Consider the following 8067-nt stretch of genomic DNA (forward strand, 5'->3'; position numbering starts at 1 on the left):
CGCGGAGTAGCGGGTACGCCGGAAGCCGGTATCGCCCTGAACGAACGACGAAACCGCACCATGCACGTAGCGCACGGGCTGGCCGCTCTGCCAGATGGTCAGCAGGCCATTACGATCGAGTATCTGACCAAAGTCGATGGCCGGATTGATACTGGCCAACTCGACCTCCAGGCGAAAGGTCTCGGACAACCCCTCGCGCAGCGTGAACTCGACGACCTCAAACGAATCGTCTCCGGCAGAAAAAGTAAAACGCAGGTCGGATTGCGTGGGCATAGAAGATCCTTGCCGACCCAGGTCCGGGGCAGCGGTCATCAATGGCGAATAGCGGCAAACGACGCAATAGCAGTCGATAAAGTGCCTCGGCCCAGCCCCATCCGCTCTCACGGACAGGTTCGCGCTCATACTGGGCGGGGATCAAAAGTATCGAGCTATCGTTCCAGCGTCTATCGGACGAATCTGAAATTCACGGAAAGATTCACCCAAAGCACGATCCGCCAGCGTACAAGCCCATAGCGCCGTGCTCACATCGAGCCGACGAGCGTCGATGAAACGAAGCGCGCTGAAACGCGACTGCCGATGGCCAGTCGACTATCCGGGGATCATCGAAATGGAGAAAGAAGAATGGCGCGTGGGCTCGTCATATCGCGGAAGCAGTGAGACGCTCCGGCCGGCCTTCCCCATGAAAAACGCCGCCGACAGTGACTGTCGGCGGCGTTTTTCATGTCCACCTCAACCGTTGTTGACCTGCTGCCGCAAACGCTCGATATCGACGTTTTTCAAGTAGTTCGTGATGTTCTGCCAGATCGGATGGAACCCATACCCACCATGCTGCAGTTCATCGAGCGCCTGCTCGCGTGTCCAGCCCTGGTACACCACCCGGTACAACGCCGACACGAGGCCTGTACGATCGGCGCCGTGCTGGCAGTGGATCAGCACCGGGCCGTCTTGGTCGGCCGTCCGCAGCGCCCTCAGCGCGGTGACCATGTCTTCGTCGCGGATGTCCCACGTGTTGATCCGGATGCGTTGCATCTTGATCTGCGTGCCGGCCAGGATGCTGTCGTCCGCGTGAAACGAACGGAAGCTGATGACCTTGCGGATCCCGAGCTTCTGCAACTCCGGCACGTCGCTGCGCGACAGCTGCGCGCTGCGATACAGCGACGGCGTGATGCGATGCAGGTTGTTCACATGCGCATCGGTCACGCTCTGCGCCCATTTGATCGGCCGGGCGGACACCTCGGAGGCCGGGTCCGCGCAGGCCGGCTGAACGAGCCCGGCAAGCGTGACGGCGATCGCGGCAATGATGGCGAGTTTCATGTCGGCTCAATAAAATGCGCGCTTGCGCTCGCGTGAAAGAATGAACAGCACGATCGCGGCGGCGCTCATCGTCCAGTAGTCGGTCGGCGCCACGCCGAGCCAGTGGACATGCCAACGCACATTGGCCGGATTGAAACGGGCCAGGCCGTATGCCGGGTTCAGCACGAACCACAGGAAATCCTCGGTCAGCCAGAACACCATGATGCACGCGACGATGCGCGCCTCGATGCGCCACGACCACCGCCCGTTGAACACGGGCGGCAAGTGAAAGAACAGCGCGACGAACGGGAACACCCACGCGTGGTAGCCGGTCATCGGCCGCCCGCCCCAGAAGATGTCGAGCAGCCAGTGATGCTCGATGCGCCAGGTCGGCAGGTTGGCGGCCCAGCCCGCGCTGCCTTCGATCTGGATCTCGACGTTCGCGAAGAAGAACGCGAGCAGCACGACCCACGCGACGACGAACAGCGTATGACGCGTGGGCACGAAACGGGCCACGGTCATGCGGCGGGCTCCAGGCCCAGCACGCGATCGAGCACGAAGCGGCCGGCGAGCGGCCGCCCGAGCGGCGCGAGACGGCGACGCATGTCGGCGAGACGCTCCGGCGTCTGCAGCAACGCGCGGATCCGGTAGACGAGTGCATCGTCGTCGATCGCCTTCAGCGCGACACCCTGTTCGAGCAGGAAATCCGCATTGCGCTCTTCCTGGCCCGGAATCGGCGAATTGACGATCATCGGCAGCTGCATCGCGAGGCATTCGGACGTCGTCAGGCCGCCCGGCTTCGTGATCACGAGGTCGGCGCAAGCCATCAGGCGTTCGACCTGCTGCGTGAAGCCCTGCGGAAACAGCCGGCCGGGATGCTGCGCGGCCAGTTCCTGCAACGACGCCAGCATCGCCTGGTTCTTGCCCGCCAGCGCGATCAGCTGGAAGTCGGCGTCCATCTCCAGCAGGCGCGCGGCCAGCACGTCGAGCCCGCCGAGGCCCGCGCCGCCGGACATCATCAGGAAGGTCGGGCGCTCGGGATCGAGGCCGAATTCGGCTGCGCAGGCCGCGCGATCGAGCGGCTGGCCGAACGCCGGCATGATCGGGATGCCGCTGACGTGCACGGTGTCGGGCGCCATGCCACGCGCATGCATGCGCCATGCGATCTCGTCGTTGGCCGCGAAATAGCCGCGCATGTTCGGCACGACCCACATGCTGTGCAGGTCGAAATCGGTGACCTGCACCCACACCGGCGTATCGACGCGTCCCTTGCGAATCTCGCGCGACAGCAGTTCGGCCGGCAGGAAGTGCGTGCAGATGATCGCGTCCGGACGCTGACGTTCGATCTCCGCGAGCAGCGGCCGGCAATTGAGCCGCTCGATCGCGCGCCGGATCTTCTGCGACGGCGCGGCGGGATCGACTTCGTCGGTCTTCTGGTACAGGTAGCCCCACAGCGCCGGCTGGCTGCTGACGAGCTTGATGTAGAGATCGGTGTACAGCTTGCGGAAGCCGGTGGACACGAAATCCATCACGTCCAGGTGGGTGGCTTCGACGCCGGCGGGATGGTGGTCGGCGAACGCGCGGATCGCTTCGGCCGCGCGGGTATGGCCGGCGCCGGCGCTCACGCTCAGGAGGAGAATCTTCTTGTTTTGCTTTGACATCTGACTGACCGTTTCGATGAAGGTGGCCCGGATGCGGGTTCGCGGCGGCGCTCTCACGCGGCGGCGGTTCGTGTCCGGCTTACAACAAGCTTGGCAGATCTTCGGCGGTGCGGGCGGGCGGGTACAGCGGCGCGATCGCCGGCATCGTCTGCGGAATCATACTGCGTTCGGTCGATGGCGCCCGGATCGGGGTGATGCGCGGTCGGTCAGGCAGTCACGATGACGTGGCGTAGCGTGTGGCCAGTGTCGACACCGACGGCATGACGTCTTGACGTCTTGGCATGCCGTCGCCTGACGCCCGTTCGCGTGTGCGAACGGCGCCCGGCATTTCGGCGCGAACCAGGGTGCTCGCGCGCAGATCGTTTGGAATCCTTGCGTATCGGTTCGGCAAAGGCGGGACGTCCGCCCGCCTTGTCCCCGTGTTCGCCGAATCAGGGCGTCACAACGGCCCGCTTCCCCATCCGTTTCCCGCGGACGATCGGATTCCATCGCGACGTCAGGCTCATTGCGCCGCGCAGGCGCTCGAACGCGGCGTCCTCCTTCGGCCCGAAGCGGCTGACTGCCGGCCAGGCGAGCACGTGATCGAGCCATGTCTGCCACTCGTCGCCATGAAAGCGGCCACCGATTTCCCGCACGGCCTCCGGGGCGGCGATCACGATGCCCGCCAGCAGGTAGCAAGCCCAGAAACTGCCACCACCGACGAGTTGATCGAGCCTGCACACGGCGAGCGCCGCAAGCAGCCCGTCCACCGACGCGAGATCGGCGCGATGCGTGCGGATCGCCCGTGCAACGAGGTTGTGCTGACCGCCATACGCGGCAACGGAGGTCCCGTTGCCGGCGGCGAGCACGGCCGAGAACGTCGCGAGCGCAGCCATTTCGTCGATGCGCGATGCATCGTCGCGCGGCCCGCACGCGCGCAGCACGATCGCATCGATGACGGCGCCAGGCATGGCCGACGTTTCCCCACTCGCCGCCGCGACGACGGCCAGCCTGTCTCTCAGGTTCTTCGCAGGCGGTGTGTCGCCCTGCACGCCCATTTCAGGTGCGGTGCGTTCGCCGTCATCGTCCCCGTTACGTTCGACCCCGCCGGCAATCCGCTCGAGTGCGGCCCAGCCGACATCGGGGTCATCGAATGCGCATGCGTCGATCACGCCGTGCGCGGTGTCGAACACGGCGCGCGAACCGGGGCAGCTGCGTTCGGCTTCGTCGAGTTGCTGCATCGAAGGCACATGCGAGCACGCGCCGAACGGGTCGGTCAGGTCGCATGCGCAGGCACCGCCGTCCGATGCGATCCACGGCGCGAGCCGGTAAAGAACGGCCGCTGCGTCGCGAGACAGATTCGCGCCTGTCCGCATACGTATCGCCTGTGACTCGGCGACGGTCGTGTCGCCAGCGTCAGCCGTTATCGCTGCGCAAGCGGCAGCGTCGAGTCGTTCGATCAGGTACTGCAACCACGCGGCCGTGCGCAGCCGGTCAGGCGTCGCGCCGCGGGCATCTCCATACTTTGCTGGATCGGTAAGCATGGGTCTTCCGGGAGTGTTCTGGCCAATTGGAATTGTGTTGTTTCAATCGAATCGGACAGCGCGGCACGCCGCGCCATCCCTGCATGTCCACCCGGATCGGATCGCGACACGGGCGGTCAGCCGGCCGTCGCGCCGATACGCGCGACGACACGAATGCAACGAGAAATGGGGAGTCCGCCATACATATCGCACGGCCCTCGTGCGCAACGGGTCCCTGTGTCGATTCGCGAGGCTCTTACTGCACGTGGAGCTTCGGCGTCGCCATGAGCGTGCCGGTCAGCCTGCAGTCGGGTGTCCAGTCGGCATTGTTGAACGCGAGCGACGAATTCGAATCGTTCCATGCCGCCACGAGCTTGCTCGACTCGCAAACTCCGAGCACCATGAAGTCCACCTGCGCGTTGTTGATCGAAAGCTGTGTCGCGCTATCCAACTGCCCTGTCCATGGCGAAGCGCTGCTCGCGCTAGCGCTGACCAGCCGACACAAGCTGCCCCCGTTGAACTGCACCGACGCGATATTGACGATACCCGCCGGCGTAATCGTTCCGTTGAACGTCACCGAGCAATTCGCGACGATCGCCTTTTTGCTGAGGTTCGTGAGCCCCGTCGCCGAAAACGGCTCACCGTTCGGATTCATCGGCTGCCCATCCGCGCGCGACACGGTCACCGCAAAAGCAGGCGCGGCCGAAATCGCAGTGAACACCACTGCAGCAACAAGCGATGCGATTTGACGAATTTTCATCTGTACGGCCCTCTCTCTTGATATGTGGCGGCCTTACACGAGAAACGAGACCGCTCTGCAGAATGAACCGGCCGCCGCGCCGATACACGCGACGGCACGAACCCATCGAAACCGCGGAAACCCGCCGCGCATACCGCACGGCCCTCGCGCGCGGCGGGTACCCGCTTCGATCCGCGACGCTTACTGCACGTGGAACTTCGGCGACGTCAGCACCGTACCGCCGACCGTGCAATCCGGCGTCAGCACGGCGCTGTTGAACGTCAGCGACGAGTTCGTATCGCTCCACGCCGTTACTACCTTGCTCGGCCCACAGGCGCCGAGCAGCGTGACGTTCACCTTGACGTTATTGATCGTCAACTGCGTCGTGCTGTCGGCCTGCCCCGTCCACGGCGACGCGCTGCTCGCGCTGCCGTTGATCAGCCCGCACGTCGCGCCGCCCGAGAACGTCGTCGACGTGATGTTGACGATGCCGGTCGACGTGATCGTGCCGTTGAAGGTCGCGTTACAGGCCGCACTGATCGATCCCTTGCTGAGGTTCGTGAGCCCGGTCGCCGAGAACGGCTCGCCGTTCGGGTTCATCGCCTGGCCATCGGCCCGCGTCACGGTGACTGCGAAAGCAGGCGCGGCGGAAACCGCGGTGAAAGCCACTGCAGCAACAAGCGACACGATTTTGCGAATGCTCATTTGAACTGCCCCCTCTCTTCACAAATGGCGGCACGCCGCCAGGAACGCGATCGCCCGGCCGGAAGGGTCCGGCCAGCCGGTCGCAGGAAACCGCCAGCGCGCCTCGTGCGCGCCGGACGGCTCAAAACTTGTAGGAAATCCCGACGAACGTGATCAGCGGATCGGCCTTCAACCGCGTGCGCGTGGTAGCGAGCGTCGAGCCGTCGGCCGCCTTGATCACCAGCGACGAGTAGGTCTTCAGCGGCATGTAGGTCAGCGTCGCCGTTACGCCCCAGTGCTTGTCGATCGCATAGCTCGCGCCGACGTTGTAGACCGGCGTGAACGACGACGACGCCTTGCCCTCCACCGACGTCGCTCCGGGCTTGCCGGCGCCGGCCGCGAGCACGCTGCCGAGGTTCTCGTTGATGTCCTTCGCGAAGTTGCCGTTCAGTTCGATGTTGCTGAACCAGCTGTAGGCCACGCCGATCCCGACGAACGGGCGGAACCGCGCCGTCGGCGAGTTGAAGTAGTACTGCAGGATGACCGTCGGGCTCCACTGCCGCGCGTTCTTCACGGCCGGCTGGTTCGCCGTCTTGTCCATGTCGACGTTGCCGAGCGCGCCGGCCGGGCCCGGCGGCTTGATCACGCCGTGGCCGGTCAGCGTGAACTCGGGCGGCACGCCGAGCACCGACGTGACCGCGATGTGGTCGGTGAAGAAGTGCGTGAGCGTGAGGCCGACGGTATCGGCGTTGTTGACCGTCAGGCTCGTGCCCGGCGACGTGAACGAACCGGGCAGGCGCAGCGGCCCGTTGATCGGCATGCTCGCGAGATTCGTCGTCAGCCCGTTGGTCGAATCCTGCGGCATGATGTGCAGCCAGCCCAGCGTCGCGACGTTGTCGCCCGCCTGCTGGGCCGATGCGAGCGTCGACACGCCTGCGACGACACCCGCGACAATCAGCTTCTTCATGAAGTCTCCCCCTCATTCTGTCGGGGCGCCGCGCATCCGCGCGCGGCGCCGCCGTGTCTCCATCCACACGCGGTCACTGCACGAACGCGCCGACCGTGAAGTACGGGTTGCTCGTATCGACCATGTCGAGGAACCCGAACACGCCGCCCGTGAACACGAACTTGCCGGTTGCCGGCCCCGACGCCGCGTCCGCATGCACGGTCGTCACGACGCCCGGCACCTTCTGCGTGTAGTCGAGGTTCAGCGCGCGCGTCAGCGCGGCCTGCGACGCGTTGAACGGGTCGAGCAGCGTGGCCTGCGCGCCGATGAGCGCGGTCGCGCGGTAGTTGAACGCGCTGTCGACGCCCGTGTACTCGCCGTCCTGCGAGCCTTGCGCGATCGCTGTCTGCGGGCTCAGGAACGAGATGCCCGATTCGTCGTCCGCGCTCGGCGGGCCTTGCGTGAGGTCCGCGTTGGCCGCACCCGTGCGGATGAAGATCGGCACGAGCTGGTTGCGCAGCTTGCCGACGATCAGGATCCCCTTGCCGGCCTTCGCCGGATCGACCGCCGCGAGCGTCGGCGGAATCTGCGGCAGGTAGTTGAGCGACTGGAACGCCGGCGCATCGGGCCGCAACGTGAACGGCTGGTTCACGGTCGCGCTCGACGCGAGTAGCTGCCCGCCGTTCTTCTTGCCGAAGTTGTCGGTTTCCGTATAGCTGCCGTCCGCGTTGATCGTCACCTGCTGGTCGAGCGCCACCGGCTGGAAGTTCTGCGACGGCACCTGGTGATAGCCGAGCTGGTTGTACTTGCCGGCAATCTTCGTCAGGTCGGTTTCCAGCGACGAAAAGCTGATGAACGGGTAGTACGGGAACGTCGTCTTCGGGATCTTGCCGACGCCGATCACGCCGTCGAACTGGATCGTCGCACCGGGGATCGCGCCGCCCAGCACGCCTTCGCCGAGGAACAGCCGCGCCGGCCGGCTCGGGTCGAGGCTCGCGTTCTGCATCCGGAACGTGCACTGGTTCAGTTTCACCGTCGGCAGCCCCGTTTCGTCGGCCAGCGTGCCGTCGACCACATTGGCGGGCGCCGTGTCGCGCGTCGGCTGCACGGTGCCCGCGGCGGTCGGCACCGGCGATGCGAGGTAGGTCATCCGGTACGTCATCTTCGTCGTGTCGAGCTGCACCTTCACGAGCTCGCCCGACCCCGACCCACCGATGAACACCGTGTTGTAGTCGATCGTCT

9 protein-coding genes are annotated in these 8067 nt (G+C 65.3%); all 9 read right to left on the reverse strand.

The genetic code is table 11. The features are described 5' to 3' along the window. Positions 1-273 (reverse strand): contractile injection system protein, VgrG/Pvc8 family (locus JYJ84_RS22365; RefSeq protein WP_275890738.1); only part of this gene is annotated, 273 nt, incomplete at its 3' end. Positions 274-729: 456 nt separating this feature from the next. Then, positions 730-1314: a dual specificity protein phosphatase family protein gene (locus tag JYJ84_RS22370; protein ID WP_122947874.1), complete on the reverse strand. Its 585-nt coding sequence runs from the start codon at positions 1312-1314 to the stop codon at positions 730-732. A gap of 6 nt (positions 1315-1320) precedes the next feature. Continuing rightward, positions 1321-1815 (reverse strand): hypothetical protein, encoded by a 495-nt coding sequence (locus JYJ84_RS22375; protein WP_122947875.1) that lies wholly within the window; start codon positions 1813-1815, stop codon positions 1321-1323. Next, on the reverse strand, positions 1812-2954 hold the full coding sequence (locus JYJ84_RS22380; RefSeq protein ID WP_122947876.1) for a glycosyltransferase: 1143 nt from the start codon (positions 2952-2954) through the stop codon (positions 1812-1814). The genes JYJ84_RS22375 and JYJ84_RS22380 overlap by 4 nt, the downstream gene beginning before the upstream one ends. Before the next feature lie 431 nt (positions 2955-3385). Further along, complete coding sequence (locus tag JYJ84_RS22385) at positions 3386-4477, reverse strand: hypothetical protein (protein WP_122947877.1); 1092 nt, start codon at positions 4475-4477, stop codon at positions 3386-3388. Positions 4478-4712: 235 nt separating this feature from the next. Further along, the gene (locus tag JYJ84_RS22390; RefSeq protein WP_122947878.1) at positions 4713-5216 is read right to left on the reverse strand and encodes an activator protein; all 504 of its coding nucleotides are present in this window, start codon (positions 5214-5216) and stop codon (positions 4713-4715) included. 180 nt (positions 5217-5396) lie between these two features. Then, positions 5397-5900 carry an activator protein gene (locus JYJ84_RS22395; RefSeq protein ID WP_122947879.1) on the reverse strand — a complete coding sequence of 168 codons (504 nt, stop codon included), beginning with the start codon at positions 5898-5900 and terminating at the stop codon, positions 5397-5399. Between the two features lie 121 nt (positions 5901-6021). Continuing rightward, complete coding sequence (locus JYJ84_RS22400) at positions 6022-6846, reverse strand: OmpW family protein (RefSeq protein ID WP_089448240.1); 825 nt, start codon at positions 6844-6846, stop codon at positions 6022-6024. Between the two features lie 73 nt (positions 6847-6919). After that, a partial coding sequence (locus JYJ84_RS22405) for a DUF2957 domain-containing protein (protein WP_205189482.1) occupies positions 6920-8067 on the reverse strand: 1148 nt, incomplete at its 5' end.

Source organism: Burkholderia sp. LMG 13014, assembly GCF_905232215.1.
Taxonomy (GTDB): Bacteria; Pseudomonadota; Gammaproteobacteria; order Burkholderiales; family Burkholderiaceae; genus Burkholderia.